At 63.0% G+C, this 16,539-nt stretch carries 15 protein-coding genes; 7 read left to right on the forward strand and 8 right to left on the reverse strand.

The genetic code is table 11. The annotated features are described in order from the left end of the window. Both ACYVG8_RS09770 and ACYVG8_RS09775 read right to left on the reverse strand, forming a co-directional pair. A partial coding sequence (locus ACYVG8_RS09770) for a SpvB/TcaC N-terminal domain-containing protein (RefSeq protein WP_460745653.1) occupies positions 1–1,454 on the reverse strand: 1,454 nt, incomplete at its 3' end. 320 nt (positions 1,455–1,774) lie between these two features. Continuing rightward, positions 1,775–3,658: a methyl-accepting chemotaxis protein gene (locus tag ACYVG8_RS09775; RefSeq protein ID WP_028499865.1), complete on the reverse strand. Its 1,884-nt coding sequence runs from the start codon at positions 3,656–3,658 to the stop codon at positions 1,775–1,777. A 260-nt stretch (positions 3,659–3,918) separates the two neighbouring features. Here ACYVG8_RS09775 and ACYVG8_RS09780 point away from each other — a divergent pair, with 260 nt between their 5' ends. Beyond that, the gene (locus ACYVG8_RS09780; RefSeq protein WP_460745654.1) at positions 3,919–4,509 is read left to right on the forward strand and encodes a hypothetical protein; all 591 of its coding nucleotides are present in this window, start codon (positions 3,919–3,921) and stop codon (positions 4,507–4,509) included. Positions 4,510–4,537: 28 nt separating this feature from the next. Here the strand turns inward: ACYVG8_RS09780 and ACYVG8_RS09785 are convergent, their stop codons facing one another. The 3 genes from ACYVG8_RS09785 to ACYVG8_RS09795 form a co-directional block, all read right to left on the reverse strand. Next, positions 4,538–5,494, reverse strand: a complete 957-nt coding sequence (locus ACYVG8_RS09785) for a LysR family transcriptional regulator (protein WP_460745656.1) — start codon at positions 5,492–5,494, stop codon at positions 4,538–4,540. A 40-nt stretch (positions 5,495–5,534) separates the two neighbouring features. Further along, a complete protein-coding gene (locus tag ACYVG8_RS09790; RefSeq protein ID WP_460745657.1) occupies positions 5,535–6,524 on the reverse strand; it encodes an MBL fold metallo-hydrolase in 990 nt (329 codons plus the stop codon). 196 nt (positions 6,525–6,720) lie between these two features. Then, complete coding sequence (locus tag ACYVG8_RS09795) at positions 6,721–8,022, reverse strand: dicarboxylate/amino acid:cation symporter (RefSeq protein ID WP_036386401.1); 1,302 nt, start codon at positions 8,020–8,022, stop codon at positions 6,721–6,723. A gap of 448 nt (positions 8,023–8,470) precedes the next feature. Here ACYVG8_RS09795 and ACYVG8_RS09800 point away from each other — a divergent pair, with 448 nt between their 5' ends. The 3 genes from ACYVG8_RS09800 to ACYVG8_RS09810 all read left to right on the forward strand — a co-directional run bounded on the left by ACYVG8_RS09800 (position 8,471) and on the right by ACYVG8_RS09810 (position 11,594). Beyond that, complete coding sequence (locus ACYVG8_RS09800; protein WP_281660732.1) at positions 8,471–8,809, forward strand: YegP family protein; 339 nt, start codon at positions 8,471–8,473, stop codon at positions 8,807–8,809. Between the two features lie 216 nt (positions 8,810–9,025). Next, positions 9,026–9,304 carry an HU family DNA-binding protein gene (locus ACYVG8_RS09805; RefSeq protein WP_036386399.1) on the forward strand — a complete coding sequence of 93 codons (279 nt, stop codon included), beginning with the start codon at positions 9,026–9,028 and terminating at the stop codon, positions 9,302–9,304. 664 nt (positions 9,305–9,968) lie between these two features. Next, positions 9,969–11,594, forward strand: coding sequence for a methyl-accepting chemotaxis protein (locus ACYVG8_RS09810; protein WP_460745659.1), 1,626 nt, complete (start codon positions 9,969–9,971; stop codon positions 11,592–11,594). Between the two features lie 166 nt (positions 11,595–11,760). Here the strand turns inward: ACYVG8_RS09810 and ACYVG8_RS09815 are convergent, their stop codons facing one another. Next, positions 11,761–12,672, reverse strand: coding sequence for a LysR family transcriptional regulator (locus tag ACYVG8_RS09815; RefSeq protein WP_276527362.1), 912 nt, complete (start codon positions 12,670–12,672; stop codon positions 11,761–11,763). Between the two features lie 101 nt (positions 12,673–12,773). Here ACYVG8_RS09815 and ACYVG8_RS09820 point away from each other — a divergent pair, with 101 nt between their 5' ends. Genes ACYVG8_RS09820 through ACYVG8_RS09830 form a run of 3 tightly spaced genes read left to right on the forward strand, consistent with a single transcriptional unit; the run spans position 12,774 to position 14,751 of the window. Next, on the forward strand, positions 12,774–13,658 hold the full coding sequence (locus tag ACYVG8_RS09820) for an MBL fold metallo-hydrolase (RefSeq protein WP_460745660.1): 885 nt from the start codon (positions 12,774–12,776) through the stop codon (positions 13,656–13,658). Between the two features lie 29 nt (positions 13,659–13,687). Continuing rightward, the gene (locus ACYVG8_RS09825) at positions 13,688–14,353 is read left to right on the forward strand and encodes a DsbA family protein (protein WP_460745662.1); all 666 of its coding nucleotides are present in this window, start codon (positions 13,688–13,690) and stop codon (positions 14,351–14,353) included. Beyond that, the gene (locus tag ACYVG8_RS09830; protein ID WP_460745663.1) at positions 14,350–14,751 is read left to right on the forward strand and encodes a nuclear transport factor 2 family protein; all 402 of its coding nucleotides are present in this window, start codon (positions 14,350–14,352) and stop codon (positions 14,749–14,751) included. The genes ACYVG8_RS09825 and ACYVG8_RS09830 overlap by 4 nt, the downstream gene beginning before the upstream one ends. Positions 14,752–14,755: 4 nt before the next feature. On the opposite strand, the gene ACYVG8_RS09835 is transcribed toward ACYVG8_RS09830, so the two are convergent. Both ACYVG8_RS09835 and ACYVG8_RS09840 read right to left on the reverse strand, forming a co-directional pair. After that, on the reverse strand, positions 14,756–15,286 hold the full coding sequence (locus tag ACYVG8_RS09835; RefSeq protein ID WP_460745665.1) for a hypothetical protein: 531 nt from the start codon (positions 15,284–15,286) through the stop codon (positions 14,756–14,758). Continuing rightward, positions 15,283–16,539 (reverse strand): methyl-accepting chemotaxis protein (locus ACYVG8_RS09840; protein ID WP_460745666.1); only part of this gene is annotated, 1,257 nt, incomplete at its 5' end. The genes ACYVG8_RS09835 and ACYVG8_RS09840, both read right to left, overlap by 4 nt.

Here is a 16,539-nt window from a genome sequence, read left to right on the forward strand (position 1 = left end):
CTGTGGTCGTCGTTCAGGGCAAAGAAGCCGGCCAGCCCGGGCTGGACGCTGACCCAGTCCAGCCGGCCGTCGCCGGTCATGTCGAGCAGCAGTTGCCGCCCCCCCGCTGCGGCCCTGGGCGCCTGCGGCAGGGCGGTGGCCTTGCCGTAGCTGATGCCGTCCGGGTCCGCGCTGATCACCCGCTGCGGCGCGCGGTACAGCCAGGCGCCGGCCTGCTGGTACAGCAGCCCGGGCAGGCCGTCGCCGTACAGGTCGACCAGCTGGTAGCCCGGCGGCTCGGCCCAGTCGGCCAGCGGCTGGTACTGGCCATCGACAGCCGGGGTGGAGGAAGAGTAATCGACAGCCGGGGTGGAGGAAGAGTAGCTGAACAGGGTCGCCGGCAGATCGAGCAGGCTGCCGTCGGCCTCGTAGGCGCGGCGGCGCAGTGCGGTCAGCACGGAGCCGAAGACCGAACTGTCGTAGCTGAACGACAGGCAGGACAGCAGGGTCGGCGTGGCCGGGCTGGCCGGGTCGCGGCCGAAGGCCAGCAACTGCCGGCACAGCCGGTGGCTGCGCAGCTCGAAGCCGAAGCGGTAGTCGGAGAAGGCATCCGGGCGGCAGGTCCAGACCCCGCTGGTGTCCCAGGCCGGCGGCGGCTGATCGTCGGCCGGGCGCTGGCCGTAGTCGAATTTGAGCGTGCGCAGCCAGCCGGCCTCGTCGGGCACGGTGCCGAACAGGTAGAAGGTGGCCGAGGCGGTCAGATTCGCGTAGTCGATGCGGTCGGGATAGCGCTGGGCGGTCTGATCGCGGCTGTCGCTGATGCCGGCGCCATCCTCGGCCACATAGCGGTACAGCACGTGTTCGCCATTCGGGAACAGCGATTCCTCGATCAGCCAGCGGGCGATATGGCCGGGACAGGCCGGATCGCTGATCTGCGCGGTGTAACCAAGGCAGTGAATGACGCCGTTGCGCTCGAACCATAACCAGAAAGCGCTGGTCCCGGATTGCCAGTATTGGTAGCGGGAATAATCGGTCTGGGTGCGCGAGGAATAAGGGGTGACGGTATACGACAGCGGCAGGGTGGAGCCGACACAGCGGGTGACGCCGGTTTGCACCACCACCTTGCCGTCAGCGTCCAGCTGGGGAACCAGCGGTTCGCCATCGGGGCCGACAAACACGTCGTCGTCGTTGTACTGCGGGACGCCGAGGCGGGTGCGACGCTGGATGGTCGGCAGGGCGAGCCGCCAGCCGGTGCCGCAGGGGCCGTTGCCGGCGCCGGCGCTGTAGCCGAGGGTCAGGGCGGGGGCGGATTCGCGGGCGACGGGGAGAGACAGCGGGATGTCGAACGAGACCAGGCCGGCGGAGAGGGTGGGCCCGCTGCCGTCACCGGGGCCGGGAAGGGCGTCGTGGATGGTGGGCAGGGTCGGCGGGGCGACGGAAACGGCAGATGACGCGAGGGAATGTTCGGCAGGCATGACAACTCCTGATCTGCATGAAGAATTCCATGCATGGCATGGGCTGAATGCGGGCAACAGCAGGGCCTGCATTTAAAAATGCAAGAGTGAAAAAACACGAGGAATCACATGGAGGAACAGGCCGTTTCGAGAACCGAAACCGGCATGGTTTCCTCTGGCACATCAGGTATTTGAATGATTTATAAGGGGTGCCAGCTGCGCTGCCACTCCGGCCTGATGAATGGAATACAGGGACCCGCCACAAACAGAAAAAGGCGTTACCCGCCAATGCGGATAACGCCTTTGTCAATGGACGGGAAGATGTCTGCCCGTTGGCCTGATTACAGTTTGAAGCGCCCGAACACCCCCTGCATCCGCTCTGCGGTGCCGCTCAGTTCGGTCAGCGCCCCGCTGACACTGTGCAGCGCATCGTCGTTGCCGATGACCTGGTTGTTGATCGCTTCGGTACTCTGGGCGATCAGGGTCGATGCCTTGTGCTGCTCGGTGGTCGACAGTGCGATGTCGTTCATCTTGCTGACCACTTCATCCATCGACTCGCGAACGGCAGAGATTTCGCCGGCCGCAGTCTGCGTCAGCACCACACCGGCGTCGACGGCCTCGACGGTCCGCTTCATGTCACTGACCACATTGCCGGTTTCCTGGCGGATCGAATCCACCCGGTGCGAGATTTCCAGCGTGGCCTGCGCGGTGCGCTCAGCCAGCTTGCGCACTTCATCGGCCACCACGGCAAAGCCCCTGCCCTGCTCGCCGGCGCGGGCCGCCTCGATGGCAGCATTCAGCGCCAGCAGGTTGGTCTGGTCGGCGATGTCGCGAATCACTTCGGTAATGCTGGAGATGTCCTGGGTGCTGTTGTCGAGCGAGGTCAGCATGTCCTCCATCCCGTGCACCGCCTTGACCGTCTCTTCGATGCTGACCGACAGCTGATGCATATTGCTGGAGCAGTTCGACAGATCGCCGTTGGTATCGCGGATCAGGGCATCGGCCTGGGTTGCCGTATCGGCGATATGCGAGATGCTGACCGAGATTTCTTCCAGCGTGGCGGCATTGTTCGACGACACGTCGGCCATCTGCCGGGCGCCGTCGGCCAGCCCGGCCACATGGCCGCTGGCATCCTTGACGCCGCCGATCAGCGACTGCGCCTCGCCCTGCAACTCGCCGAACAGGTGGGCAAGCTTGGCAACAAACTGGTTGAACGCCCGTCCGGTATCGGCAATTTCATCCCGGCCGCGGGCATCGAGCCGGATGGTCAGGTCGCCTTCGCCTTCACCGCTGGCAATGCCGGCCATCGCGTCGCGCAGGCGGGTCAGCCCGCTGAGCATCCGGCCGATCACGACGCTGGACACCACGCCGACCAGGATGAACAGCAGCATGCTCATGCCGACCGTCTTGAACAGCTCGGCATTCAGCGGCGCAAAGATCAGGTCCTTGTCGGCGGTGATGCCCATGTACCAGTCGGTCCCCGGAATCTGCTCGATCGCCACCAGCATGGTCTTGCCATTGATGTCGACTTCATTCAGCGCATGCGATTCGGCGATGGCCGCCAGCCGCTCCGGCACGAGCGACGGCGCGATGCTCGAGATCGACTTCAGCGTCAGCGCATTGTCCGGGTGGGCAATGACTGTCCCCTGCTTGTTGACGATGAAGGTGTAGCCATCACCACGCGGTTTCAGCGACAGCACCGACTTGACCAGTTCGTCGACGAACACGTCCCCGGCCACCACGCCATGGAACTGCCCCCCTTCCAGCATCGGCACGGCGACGGTCAGCACCAGCCGCTTCGACACCTGGTCGACATACGGTTCGGTGATCGTCGGCTTGCCGGTCGTCTTCGCCTGCACGTACCACGGCTTTTCGGTGACGATGTAATCCGGTGTCGCCACCCAGTCGTCAGAGAAAATGCTGCGTCCGTCCGGGAAGCCGACGTAATTGATGAAGAAATTCCCTGCCACGGCCCCCTGCTTCAGGTTGGCCAGCGCATTCGGACCCGCCGCTACGCCGGTCAGTGCCGATAACTGTTGTTTTTTCTCGCCAAACCAGTTTTGAATGACGGTGCTCTGACCACGCAAGGTGGCTGAGAACTCCAGGTTCAGGCCGTCACGAACCTCGGTGCGCAACTGAAGGAAGGACTGCGTGACCAGGACGAGTCCGAACAGGGCGATAAACAGCACATTGAGCAGAATCAGTCTGCTTTTCAGCGTTCTCATGCCAAACCTTTCGGGTGATGCCAATGGGCTAAAATCCATAACGGATCAAGACATTACTTATTAAATTCTGGTTTCGCTCCCATCATATTACATCGTCAATAATGAAACGCGAATATGTCGATAATATAGTCCAGGATGTCGCAGTTAGGCATGTTTTCACACTGGATGCGCCACCGTCCATCACGCCATGAACTACAGTGCCTGAATGGCGTCAGAACGACGCCAAAGCCAAGCGTTACCCCCTCACACTGGAGCACCTGATGAAACCGTCCCTGCTGATCCGCCACGCTGCCGCCGGCTTGCTGGCCCTGTCCCTGCTGAACGTCGCCCATGCCGCCGACCCGTCCTCCGCCCAGGTGGTCGAAGCCGATGCGCAGGGCACCCATATCCGGATCACCGGCACCATCACCCGGGTCGATACCAAAAACCGCATCGTGACCATCAAGGGACCGGCCGGCCGGGTGCAGGATTTCGCCATCAGCGATGACGTGAAGAACTTTGCCCAGATCCGGGTCGGCGATCACGTCAATGTGCACTACCGGGTCGCCGTGGCCGTGGCGCTGGTCAAGAAGGGCGACAAGATCGCCGAACGCGATGTGGTCGAGAGCGGCTCGATTGCGCCGGCAGGTGCCAAGCCGGGCATGACCGAAGCGCGCCGCATTACCGTCACCGCCAATGTGATTGCCGTCGACGCCAGCCTGCAGCAGGTGACGCTGAAGGGGACGCGTGGCCGTACCGTCGATGTCCGGGTCGATGACCCGGACGTGTTCCACAAGATCCGCAAGGGCGACCAGGTCGTGGCCACTTATGTGGAGTCAGTCGCCGTGGCAGTGGAACCGGCAACGAAATAATGCAGCCGGCCCCCGGCCCCGGGGGCCTTCACCCTGCCGCATGGCCGTCACGCCCGGGTGACGATGCCCCCGGCAGGTTTTCCAGCCCGGCCGCCTGGAACAGGTTTTCGCGAAACCAGACACTTGCCGCATCTTCGTGATGGCGAGGAGGCCAATACGCGTGGATGGACAGGTGCGGCAAGGCAAGCGGTGGTTCAAAAAGATCCAGCGATGAGGCAAAACGCTGCAGCAGCCGTCGCGGCAGGGTGCACAGGAGATCCGTGCCCGCAACCAGCGGCGGTGCCATGGCATAGCTCTGGACAGACATCGCCACCTGCCGGCTGTGGCCGAGCCTGGCCAGTGCATGATCCACAAATCCGGAGAACGGATCGCCCTCGGCAGACACAAGCAAATGGGGAGCGGCACAGAACGCGGGCAGCTCCAGCTTGCGCAGCCCGCGAGGGTGCCCCTTCCGCTGGGCGGTAACGAAATCATCGGCAAACAGTTTGCGCCCCACCCAGCCAGGTTCAGCCACATCGCCGGGACCGATGAAAACGTCGATCTCGCCATGCTCCATCTGCCGGGGCAGATCGTCGAGGTCCGGCAGCGCGAATCGCAGGCGCACTTGCGGTGCCTGCTCGCGAATCCGGTTGACGAGATCGGCGCCCAGCACCAGGGCCGGGTTCTCATGCAGGGCAATGACAAAGGTCCGCTGACTGGTACCCGGCTCGAAAACCACGGGCTCCAGCAGGGTTGAAATGCCACTCAGGACACGCTGAAGCCCCGGCCGCAGAGCCAGCGCGCGAGGGGTCGGCAGAATACCGCGCCCATTGGGCGCGGCCACGAACAGCCGCTCTCCGAATAGCTGCCGCAACCGCATCAGCCGGGCAGACATGGCAGGCTGGCTGATGCCCAGCCGCAAGGCAGCATGGGTGATGTTCTGCTCGACCAGCAAGGCATCAAGGGCCAGCAGCAGATCCATGCCGATGCCTGAAGGCAGCTTCATGCCGGTTCCTCATTCGGCAAAGGCAGCAGAGGGACATGGGTCACGGGTGCTGATTCCCTTCGCGGTTCGTATAGGTGACAGGAACCCAATCATAGCCATTTCCGCCAGTGGCCCGCACATGACCGATTCCCGGAAACGGCAGGTGCGGCGCAGCAATGAGCGTGCGCTCCCGGGCGAATGACGCAAACCCGGCTTTCCTGACGGCAGCGGCCCGGGCCTGGTCTTCGTCGTAGGCAATGGTCACATCCGGATCGGGAAACTGCACTGCCGCGACGTGGATGATGTCGCCGACAAAGGTGATGCTCTCGCCTTGACTGGTCAGCCGATAAAAGGCCGAGCCTGGCGTATGACCGGGATGCACCGTTGCGGTCATGCCGGGAAGGATCTCCTGCGTTCCCGAGAAAGTCCTGACTTTGCCGGCTTTCAGGTAAGGCGAGAGGGTCAGCCGGGCAATATCGAAATACGCCTGGTCATACCCGGTCTTTTTCTGATTGTCTTCATTGAAGAAGAAATCGATGTCGGGCTTGCCGACGTAAACGGTGGCATCGGGAAAAACCCGCTGACCCTCCCTGACCAGGCCGCCGGCATGGTCGGAGTGTGCATGGGTGAGAAGGATGTCCGTGATGTCCTGAGGCCCGATACCTTGCGCAGCCAGACTTTCGATCAGCCGCCCGCCCTTTCCCGGGCCGAACAGCTGGCCGGAACCCGTGTCGACCAGCAGCAGATGTCCGGGCAACGTGACGAGAAAGGCATTGATCGAGGCTTCAACGGGATTGCTTTGAAAATTCCTCGCAAGCAGCCGGTCAATGTGTTCAGGCTTTGTCCGCTGGAACAGTTCGTACAGATTCTGGGGTACCGAGCCATCCGTCAGCGACATCACCCTGACATCCCCCACCTGCACGCCATAGCCCCCGGCCTGCTGCGGCACGACATGCTGCGGCACGGAGACCGGTTGTGCCTGCGCGAGGGGGAACGGGAAGAAGGCGGCGGCCAGCAAGGCCGCCGCAATACGCTTGTTGATTCCGGGCATGATGATGTTTCCTGGCGTTGAAAACATCATGCTATGCAGGGCATCGCCATCAAACCAGACACCCGGAATCAATACAACCTGTCCATGATATGGATAGTGCCCGGCGTGGCAGGCAGCAAAAATGGCCGTGCGTCGTCGAGGAACAAAAAAACCGCGCCGGTTCAGGGCGCGGTTTTGAAGAGGGCAGCGGAGCGCGTCAGGCGGCCTCGCCTGCCTTGGCTTCGACCAGGACCGGTTCGCCTTCTTCGACGACCTCGGGTTCCGGCCCGTCGCTGAGGGCGCCTTCCCACTTGGCCACCACCACCGAGGCGATGCTGTTGCCGACCACGTTGGTGGCGGTACGGCCCATGTCGAAGAACTGGTCGACGCCCATCACCAGCAGCAGCCCTTCCATCGGCAGGCCAAGCATCGGCAGCGCGGCAGCCACCACCACCAGCGAGGCGCGCGGCACGCCGGCCATGCCCTTGCTCATCAGCATCATCATCAACAGCATCATGACCTGGTGGGCGAAGGTCAGATGGATACCGTAGGCCTGGGCGATAAACAGCACGGCAAACGACTGGTACATCATCGAACCGTCAAGGTTGAACGAGTAGCCGAGCGGCAGCACGAAGCCGGAGATCTTCTTGCTGACACCAAAGCGTTCCAGCTGTTCCAGCGTCTTCGGATAGGCGGCTTCGCTGCTGGCGGTCGAGAAGGCGATGATCATCGGTTCGCGGATCATGCCCATCAGGCGCAGGATCGAACGGCCGACAAACAGGATGCCCACCGAGATCAGCAGTGCCCACAGCAGCATCAGGCCGGCGTAGAACGCGCCGATCAGCTTGCTGTAGGTGACGATCACGCCGAGGCCCTGGGTGGTGACCACCGAGGCGATGGCAGCGAACACGCCGAACGGAGCAGCCCACATCACATAGTCGGTCACGCGCAGCATCAGCTTGAACAGCTCGTCGACGCCGCGGACGATGATCGACTGCTTGCCGAGTTTCATCGACGAGATGGCGAAGCCGAAGAACAGCGAGAACAGCAGGATCTGCAGGATCTCGTTCTTGCTCATCGCATCGAAGAAGCTGGTCGGCACCAGGTGCACCAGGAAGTTCTTCAGGCTGAAGCCGGACACGTCGATATTGGTCGCGGCGCCGGCTTCCGGCAGCGTCAGGTTCAGCGACTGGCCGAGTTGCAGCATGTTGGCCAGCACCATGCCGAGCAGCAGCGAGACCAGCGAGGCGCACACGAACCAGCCGAGTGCGCGCAGGCCGATGCGGCCGACCTGACGATGGTCATCCATGCTGGCGATGCCGGATACCAGACCGGCAAACACCAGCGGCGCAATGATCATCTTGATCAGACGCAGGAATACGTCGGTAATGATCGAAAAGTACCCTGCGACTTCCTTGGCTTCCGCCGGGTCGGGCCATCTGGCATGACAGTAGTAGCCGACGACCACGCCCAGCACCATGCCGGCCACGATCCAGGTGGTTAATTTCTGCGACTTCATCACAACTCCGATCCGCATTTTGAAGAACCGCTTCCTTGGCTTGAAGCGATTGGTATGGCTGACATCTGCCGCATGACAACATGCATGCGGACTCACGGCTCGAATCCTAGCCTCAACCACCGGCCACGGTTTGCAAGTTTCGCCGATATCCATGCAGGGAATGCATAAGGGTAGCAACAGCGACGCATAGTTCAGCTATCCCGTCATCGACACCCCGGCGCGGAAGCAGAAATGTCATACCCGCCCCGGCCGTGGTGTCATGAACACAGTGGCTTTGCGCCGCTTTCCCCTCCCCGGCCGAGTTGCGATATGCTCCGGCAACGCACCCGGCATGACGGCGGGCCGTGCCGCAATGCACAGGATGCTGCGGCGGTAAACACAAGGTGTCGGGACAACCCGGGCTGCAGGGTTTCCCGTCCTTTTTCCTCAGTGCAGCGGGAGAAGGTTCATGGCAGGGTGGTACGAACTCAAGAAAAGCACGAACGGCCAGTTTTACTTTGTCCTCAAGGCCGGCAACAGCGAAGTGATCCTGACCAGCGAGATGTACCAGAGCCGGGCCTCGGCCGAAAACGGCATCGCCTCGGTCCGGACCAACAGCCCGCACGACGAGCGCTATGAGCGCAAGACGTCGAGCAACGACAAGTTCTTCTTCAACCTGAAGGCAGCCAATCACCAGGTGATCGGCTCGAGCCAGATGTATGCCGCAGAGGCAAGTCGTGACAAGGGCATCGAATCGGTCAAAACCAATGGTCCCGCCGACACGGTCAAGGACCTGACCGACGCCTGAGCGCCTCCCCGGAGGGACGGCTTGCCAGCCGGTCTTTTTGCCCCGGCCGGCCCCCCTCCGTGCAAGGCGAAATCCGGGCGTTCCGTCAACGGGAAAATTTGACGCAAAATCCCGCCGGGGTTGGGTCAAACTCTCCTCAAGATCGACGACACGCCGGGCCAGAACAAGGTAGTATTCGTCTCCATTTCACACCAGACTCGGAACAAGGGACTTTGCATGACTAAAGCCGAATTGATCGACGCCCTCATCGGCGCAGCCAAAATCGACCTGACCAAGGCCCAAACGGCCGCCGTGCTCGATGCCATCAACAGCGTGCTGGCCGACCAGCTCAAGGCCGGCGGCGATGTGACCCTGCCGGGCCTGGGCAAGTTCGCGATCAAGCAAACCGCCGAGCGCACGGGCCGCAACCCGGCCACCGGCGAAACCATCACCATCGCTGCGAAGCGCGCGCCGAAGTTCACCGCGGCCAAGGCATTCAAGGATGCCGTTGCCTGATTGAGGCAAACCGGTCCCGGTCCCGCCCCAGGGCGAACCCATCCGGATATATATGAGAAGACGCTACGGTTTCCGTAGCGTCTTTCCTTTTGCCCGTCTGCCAGACCTGGTGTCAGCCAGGGAAAAACTGATAACGGCCGTTATTTTCCCCTTGCTCATTATTACCTCCTTTCCGGATTCTCCCTCCGGATCCAGATCCGTTTCCTGCTGATATCCTGTTTGCGAATCATTCGCGACAAAACCGGATTCATACCGTTCATCGCCTTCTGGCAGTGAATGAAAATTTTGATACATATCTTCTGCATTTCATTTTCTTCCTGCTGTTCCTTTCCTAAGTTTCGCCATGCATTCTGCTGTCATTGCCACGACGCAAACCGGTTCCCCCGCAAAAAGCCCAACAGGGCATGGGGTTTGTCCTAATGCTTCATGCAATTCGGGTAGTAACGAGACAATGAAAAAAAATATTCATTTTGTGCTTCGTCCCGGATTGGGCCGTCCGATATATTAATTAACGGATAGTTGCTCCGGGTCCGTTCTGAAGCCAGCCGCCCATAGCGGCAATACGGAAAGGACGCCCTTTTTATGCAATGTCGCTCCTCTGCATAAAAAGGGATGCCAGGCCCCACACGTAGATCGTTACATATTGATTCGCAAGGTGACCCAAATGAAAATCTCGACCAAACTGTATGGAATGGCTCTGATCAGTCTCGTCGGCCTGGTGGCCATGCTCTGGACGCTGTATGTGCAGATGGGCATGGTGGAAATCCACGTCTCTGACGCCACCGAGAATGCCCTGCCGTCGATCATCGCCACCCAGGAGGCCAAGGCGCTGTACCTCGAAGCACGCCGCCAGGGCGTCATCCATGCCGCCTCCCAGGATGCGGCAGGCAAGAAGGACGCGCAGGCTGCCATGCAGGACAATCTTGCCAAGCTGTACAAGGATCTGGGCAACTACAAGGCCACGCTGATCAGCAATGACGAGGATCGTGCCAACACCGAGGCCACCCTCGCCGCGGTGAAGAAATGGGAAGGGCTGCTGCCCGGCTTCTTTGCGCTGTCCGACAAGGGCACGGTGGAAGGCAACAACGCCGCCCTGCAGTACATCAAGAGCACGATGAGCCCGGTGGCGCTGGAAACCTACACTGCCATCGACAAGATGGTCGAATTCAACAAGACCCTGGGCATACAGGCCGGCAGCGAAGCGGTGCAGGCCGGTCGCAATGCCAAGTGGGTGCTGATGACGCTCGGTCTGGTGTTGCTGGCGGTCATTACCGGTGCCAGCCTGTGGGTGGCCATGAGTGTGCGCCGCACGCTGGGCAACCTGGACCACAAGATCGCCGCCATCACCAGCGAACGCAACCTGACCCTGCGTGTCGATGACAGCGGCAAGGACGAAATCGCGCTGATCGCCAACCGGCTGAACCAGTTGCTGCAAATGTTGCAGACCAGCTTCGTCGAGCTGACCCAGATCGGCCAGAGTGTCGGCGGGCATGCGTCGGAAGTCGCCAACTCGTCGGTGCAGATGTCGCAGGCGGTCGAACAGGTCAGCGAGTCGACCTCCAGCATGTCGGCTGCAGTCGAGCAGATGACGGTCAGCGTCAACCACGTCGCCGATCGTTCGGTGCAGGCAGACCAGAGCGGCCGCGCGGCCGGTGAAGAAGCCACGATCGGTGCCGCCGTGATTCGCGACACCATCCAGATGATTCGCCAGACTTCGGACAGCGTCAAACTGGCCGCCGGCCAGATCGAACAGCTGAAGGAAAAGACCACGTCGATCGGCACCGTGGTCGGCGTGATCAAGGACATCGCCGAACAGACCAATCTGCTGGCGCTGAACGCAGCGATCGAGGCTGCCCGTGCCGGCGAAACCGGCCGCGGCTTCGCCGTGGTCGCCGACGAGGTGCGCAAACTGGCCGAACGCACCGCGATCTCGACCCAGGAAATCACCAGCACCGTGTCGTCGATGCAGAGCGATGCCAACCAGACCGTGACCTCGATGCAGAATGTCGTGACTCAGGTCGAAAACGGCATGGAATCCGCCAACCAGGCGACCGAGGCCATCAACCGCATCCTCGAACGCACCAGCGGTGCGGTGGACGAAATCGCCGAGATCTCGCACTCGATGCGCGAGCAGTCGCTGGCCAGCACCAGCATCGCCCAGCAGATCGAACGCGTGGCGCAGATGGCCGAAGAAAGCCATTCCAGCTCGCAGAGCAACTCGGCCACCGCCGCCAACCTGAACGAGCAGGCGCAGCGGATGCTGACCACCATCGGCCAGTTCCGGGTCTAGCACTGACGACGGACAAAGGCGGGCAATCGACAGTCATCGTGGCGTCGGTACCCGCCTGCCGGCGTGAACCCGTTCGCTTCCCTCCCCGCCACGGCGGGGATATTTCGCTTCGGCGCCCGCTATCCGTTGCGGGGCTTCCCTGTCCGGCGTCGTGCGGCAAACCGCCTCACTGCGTCAGTTCCAGCCAGCGGCTGTCGCCGGCAAACCAGTCGACCAGATAGTCCAGCAACGCGCGCAGCCCGGCCGGCTGGTACTGGCGCGAGGTATAGATGCCATGGATGCCCATCGGCTGCGGCAGAGAGTCGGGCAACAGCGCGACCAGCCGGCCGCTGGCGAGCAGGGGTGCTGCCGAATAGCGCGGCTGCAACGCCACACCCGCCCCTTCCAGCACGGCGGCCAGCAACACCACCGATTCGTTGGCGCTCAGGCGACCGCTGACCGGCACCGACACCGTCTCGCCAGCGCGCGTGAACTGCCACAGGCTTTTGCCGAAGTACGAATAGGTCAGGCAGTCGTGCAGCGCCAGGTCCTCGACCCGGCGCGGCGTGCCATGGGCCGCCAGGTAGGCTGGCGACGCGCACAGCACCGATGCACAAGTTCCCAGTTGCCGGGCGATCAGGTTCGGGTCCAGCGCATTGGTGATGCGCAGCGCCAGATCGATGCGTTCCTCGACCAGATTGACGGCGCGATTGTCGATCTGCAGGTCGATGGCCATGCGCGGATAGCGGCGCAGATAACCGGCGACTGCCGGCGCCAGTGCCGCCTGCGCCAGTGACTGCGAGCAGGCGATCCGCAACAACCCCTGCGGTGAACCGGTATCGGCCGTGCCCGGCGCCGGCATGGCGGCGGCGATGTCCAGCATCTGCCGGCAGCGTGCCAGTGTCTCACTGCCGGCATCGGTCAGGCCGAGCTTGCGCGTGGTCCGGTGCAGCAGACGGGCGCCGGCCCAGTGCTCCATCTGCGCCAGATAGCGCGTGACCATGGCCCGTGACATGTCCAGCGCCTCGGCGGCGGCAATCATGCTGCCGCGCTCGACAATGGCCACAAAGACTTCGGCAGCGACGATCCGGTCCATCATTCGTCCGTTTCATGCAACAAATGATTGCATTTTAGCCGGTTTTTCCAGCACCGATTGCAACCTATCCTGCAGCCATTCCCACCCGATACAGGATTTGCCCCATGTTCAAGCTCTCGCTGCGCCAGCTGACCGCCGCTGCCGTCACCGCCGCCCTGACCGCCCCTGCCCTGGCCGCCGCGCCGCTGAAGCTCGAGGTCTACAATCCCGGCGAACGCAGCGTGTTCCCGGTCTCGTCCGAACTGGTGACCGGCAAGACCGAAGCGGTGCTGATCGATGCCCAGTTCCAGCGCAATGACGCCGAGGCACTGGTTGAACGCATCAAGGCCAGCGGCAAGAAGCTGACCACCATCTATATCAGCCATTCCGACCCGGACTTCTATTTCGGGCTCGACGTGCTGCATGCGGCTTTCCCGGACGCGAAAATCGTCGCCACCCCGCAGACGGTCGCCGCGATCCGCGCCAGCAAGGATGGCAAGCTCGCCTACTGGGGTCCGATCCTGAAGGACAACGCGCCGAAGTCGCTCGTGGTCCCGGAGGCCCTGCCGGGCGACACGCTGAAAGTCGACGGCCAGCGCCTTGAAATCCGTGGTCTGAAGGGACCGGCTCCCGAGCGGACCTTTGTCTGGATTCCGTCGCTGAAGGCCGTGGTCGGTGGCGTACTGGTGTCCGGCAATATGCATGTATGGACGGCCGATACCCGGACCCCGGCCGAACGCGCCAGCTGGCAGACCGCGCTGGCCGATATCGGCGCCCTGCACCCAAGCACGGTAGTGCCCGGTCATTTCCTGCCCGGCAGCCCGCAGACGCTGGCCCCGGTCAGATTTACCAGTGACTATCTGAAAGTGCTGGAACGCGAACTGCCGCAGGCAAAAGATGCCGCTGCACTGACCGCCGCCATGCAGAAGCACTACCCGCAGCTGAAAGGGGTCGAGGATCTGAGCCTGAGCGCCAAAGTGCTCAAGGGTGAAATGGCCTGGCCGCAATAACTCGTTATCCCGAAACCGGAGTCCCATTCATGCAAAACGCGACCCTGCACTATATTTTCGATCCGCTGTGCGGCTGGTGCCATGGCGCCGCACCGCTGGTTGACGCCGCCCGCACCGTGCCCGGCCTGCGCGTGATCTTCCACGCCGGCGGCATGCTGACCGGGACCAGCCGGCGCGCGGTCACGCCACAGTGGCGCGATTACGTGCGCCCGCACGACCAGCGCATCTCGGCGCTGACCGGCCAGCCGTTCGGCAGCGCCTACACGGACGGACTGCTCTGCGACACCTCGGCGGTACTCGATTCCGAACCACCGACCACCGCCATCCTCGCCGCCGAGGCACTGGCCGGCCGCGGGCTGGATCTGCTGCGTCGGCTGCAGCAGGCGCACTACGTGGAAGGACGGCGGATTGCCGATACCGACGTCCTGCAGGCCATGGCGATCGACATCGGTCTGGATGGCGTGGCGTTCGACGCCGAATACCGGCGTCAGGCCGGCCCGGCGACACAGGCGCATATCGCCGACAGCCGCGCCTGGCTGGCGCGGGTCGGTGGCCAGGGCTTCCCGACCTTTGCCCTGGAACAGACGGACGGCCGGATCACGCTGCTGGACATCGGCCGCCATCCTGGCCAGCCGCAGGCCTGGCGCAACGCGCTGGTCACGGCGCTGTCCCACAGCGAAGGAGAACAGGCATGAACGGCCGCATGAGCAACCTCGACATTGTCCGCGCCACCTATTCTGGCAACGCGGCCGACAACGGCCGTCACCTGCGGGCAGCGCTGGCCGCAGATGCCGAGTGGACCGAGGCCGCCGGTTTCCCGTACGCCGGCACCTATATCGGTCCCGACGACATCCTGCGCAACGTGCATGAACGTCTGGCCCGCGAATGGGACGGCTATCGCGCCGGGGTCGACCAGTTCCACGACGCCGGCGAGCACATCATCGCCCACGGTTTCTACCACGGCACGTATCGCGCGACAGGCAGGGCCTTCACCGCGGCCTTTGCGCATATCCATACGCTGCGTGACGGCCGCATCGTCAAATTCGTCCAGGTGGTCGACAGCGCAAAGGTATGGGAGGCCATGCGCGACTGAGCGCTCAGTCGATGGCGATGCGTTCCTGCGGCGCCACCGACAGCGAGATGTCGCACTGCTCGTCCCCGCTGTAGTAGACGGTGCGCCCGGCCGGATCGGTCACGCCCTCGTACTGCTCGCCCGGCTTGCAGCCGGTGATCAGGTAACGCTGACCGGCGATCGGCCGCGAGGGCCGGTCACTGTCGCTCAGCTCGAAGAAGGTACCGAAGTTGCCGACGCCATGGCGCAGCAGCAGCACGTGGTCGCCGTTGTCGGGCGCGTCCAGCTGCAGGGTATCGGTACGGCCAAGCGCATCGGTCGTGCCTTCAGCCACGCTGTCGGTAATCAGGTTCACGCCCGGCGGAGCGGACAGGATATGGCGTTCGCCAAAGGTCAGCCGGTATGGCGTGCGTGCGGCCGGTTTTCCGGTTTCCGGCTGGATCAGCACGAAGGACACCGGCACCCCCGGGCTTCCCCCCGGGGGCGCCGGCGTGCCCGCGCACGCCGTCACCAGCGCCAGCAGGCTGGCGAGGGTCACAAGGCGCGGGCCGCTCACAGGCGGAACTGCCCGACCAGCGACTTCAGTTCGCGACCGCGCTCCGCCAGCTGGTGAATGGTCCTGACCACCGATTCGACGTGAGTGCTGGTCTGCTGGGCGGCGACATTGATGTGCTCGGCACTGCGCGCCATGTCGCTGGTCGCCGTGCTCTGCTCCTTGGTCGACGCGGTGATTTCCTTGATCCGTGCCACCACTTCGTCGGTGCTGAGCCGGATCTCTTCGATCTTGCCGGCGGCTTCCTGCGACGAACCGACGCTGGATTCGACCCGGCTGTGCGTGGCCTGTGCAAAGTCGATCGCCTGCTGGGTCTGCACCGCCATCTTGTCGATCATGCGCGAGATTTCGACCGTGGCATTGGCCGAGTGCTCGGCCAGCTTGCGCACTTCGTCGGCCACCACGGCGAAGCCGCGGCCCTGTTCGCCGGCCCGCGCCGCTTCGATCGCCGCGTTCAGCGCCAGCAGATTGGTCTGGTCGGCAATGCTGTGAATCACGTTGACGATGCCGCGGATCTCTTCGGACTGGCTGGCCAGCCCGCTCATCGCATCCTGCAGTTTGCCTACCGTCTCCACCACCATGCCGATTTCCTGCGCCACGCTGTTCATCAGCTCGTGCGATTCGACCGAACGCTGGTTCGACTGCAGCACCAGCGCATCGGTTTCTTCCGCATGGTCGGCGATATGATTGATGCTGACGGTGATTTCCTCGATCGTTGCTGCCGTCGACGAAATTTCCTGCGACTGGTTGCGCGAATCGGAGGCGATCTGGTCGGCCGCACCATTCAGGTTCTGGACATCGGTCGCCATGTCTTCGGCATGGCTGCGCACGGTCACGAACATGTCGTGCAGCTTGGCCATGAACTCGTTGAACGCGGTCGCGATCTGGCCGACCTCATCCTGGCTCCTGACCGGCAGCTTGACCGTCAGGTCGCCCTGACCGGACGCCACGCTGCGCATGGTGTCGCGCAGTACTTCCAGCCCGGCCATCATCCGCGTCACGCCGACAAATACCACCAGTGCCGCCAGCAGCAGACCGCCGATCACCAGGCCGAGCAGCAGCCCGACGGTCGCATTCACCTCGGCCGTCGCGGCTGCCATCGGCACCATCACGCCGAGATACCAGCCGGTCTTGCCGACCGGGCGCAGGCTGCTCAGAAAGTGTTCGCCGTTCAGCGCGACATCCTGGTACGAACCATCCTTGCTGGCGCCGGCAAAGTCATAACCCGGCACGACTTCGCTGATTTTCTTCAGCCC

It is taken from the genome of Microvirgula curvata (assembly GCF_054781615.1).

Excerpts from the sequence above, each read along its gene's own strand:
- ACYVG8_RS09780 (WP_460745654.1), top strand. The coding sequence starts at position 3,919 with ATGAAACCGTCCCTGCTGATCCGCCACGCTGCCGCCGGCTTGCTGGCC.
- ACYVG8_RS09795 (WP_036386401.1), bottom strand. The coding sequence starts at position 8,022 with ATGAAGTCGCAGAAATTAACCACCTGGATCGTGGCCGGCATGGTGCTG.
- ACYVG8_RS09805 (WP_036386399.1), top strand. The coding sequence starts at position 9,026 with ATGACTAAAGCCGAATTGATCGACGCCCTCATCGGCGCAGCCAAAATC.
- ACYVG8_RS09785 (WP_460745656.1), bottom strand. The coding sequence starts at position 5,494 with ATGAAGCTGCCTTCAGGCATCGGCATGGATCTGCTGCTGGCCCTTGAT.
- ACYVG8_RS09830 (WP_460745663.1), top strand. The coding sequence starts at position 14,350 with ATGAACGGCCGCATGAGCAACCTCGACATTGTCCGCGCCACCTATTCT.
- ACYVG8_RS09790 (WP_460745657.1), bottom strand. The coding sequence starts at position 6,524 with ATGCCCGGAATCAACAAGCGTATTGCGGCGGCCTTGCTGGCCGCCGCC.
- ACYVG8_RS09815 (WP_276527362.1), bottom strand. The coding sequence starts at position 12,672 with ATGATGGACCGGATCGTCGCTGCCGAAGTCTTTGTGGCCATTGTCGAG.
- ACYVG8_RS09820 (WP_460745660.1), top strand. The coding sequence starts at position 12,774 with ATGTTCAAGCTCTCGCTGCGCCAGCTGACCGCCGCTGCCGTCACCGCC.
- ACYVG8_RS09825 (WP_460745662.1), top strand. The coding sequence starts at position 13,688 with ATGCAAAACGCGACCCTGCACTATATTTTCGATCCGCTGTGCGGCTGG.
- ACYVG8_RS09775 (WP_028499865.1), bottom strand. The coding sequence starts at position 3,658 with ATGAGAACGCTGAAAAGCAGACTGATTCTGCTCAATGTGCTGTTTATC.
- ACYVG8_RS09810 (WP_460745659.1), top strand. The coding sequence starts at position 9,969 with ATGAAAATCTCGACCAAACTGTATGGAATGGCTCTGATCAGTCTCGTC.
- ACYVG8_RS09800 (WP_281660732.1), top strand. The coding sequence starts at position 8,471 with ATGGCAGGGTGGTACGAACTCAAGAAAAGCACGAACGGCCAGTTTTAC.